The sequence below is a fragment of the Solibacillus isronensis genome (assembly GCF_023715405.1).
GTDB classification, from domain to species: Bacteria; Bacillota; Bacilli; order Bacillales_A; family Planococcaceae; genus Solibacillus; species Solibacillus isronensis_B.
In genome coordinates this window covers 1-441 of sequence record NZ_JAMBOC010000031.1, presented here as the reverse complement: position 1 = coordinate 441, position 441 = coordinate 1, and the positions used below count along the sequence as shown (strand labels likewise).

1 protein-coding gene is annotated in these 441 nt (G+C 65.3%); it reads left to right on the top strand.

Annotated features, from left to right (window positions below; genetic code table 11):
* Positions 1–267: trimeric intracellular cation channel family protein (locus tag M3166_RS19055; RefSeq protein WP_251691807.1), on the top strand; the 267-nt coding region annotated here is incomplete at its 5' end.
* Positions 268–441 lie beyond the last annotated feature (174 nt).

Here is a 441-nt window from a genome sequence, read left to right as displayed (position 1 = left end):
GTCGTGCTCAGCGGCATGATCACCGGCTGCGTCGGCGGGGTGGTGCGCGATGTTCTGTGCAACCAGGTGCCGCTGCTCTTCTCCAGCGAACTTTACGCGAGCGTCTCCGTCATGGTCGGCGCGATCTATGTCGGCGGGCACGAGTTGGGCATCGGGCACGACGTCGTCACGCTGGCTGCCGTCGCCTGCGGGCTCACGCTGCGTCTCCTGGCCGTGCGGTACGGCTGGGGCATGCCGAAATTCGTCTACAACAAGGACTGGTTCTAGGGCGGGCAGGCTGCGCCGGCACTTGCGCGGCAGGCGCGCCCGGCACATCCTCCGGCCACAAAAATACGAACGCTTTCAGGGAGAGGGCCTCATGCGCGGATTGGGCGGGCCGTTTATCGGCTTCGGCTCGGTGGTCATCGTCGCCGCCGTCGGTTTCTATTATTTCGCGCCAAA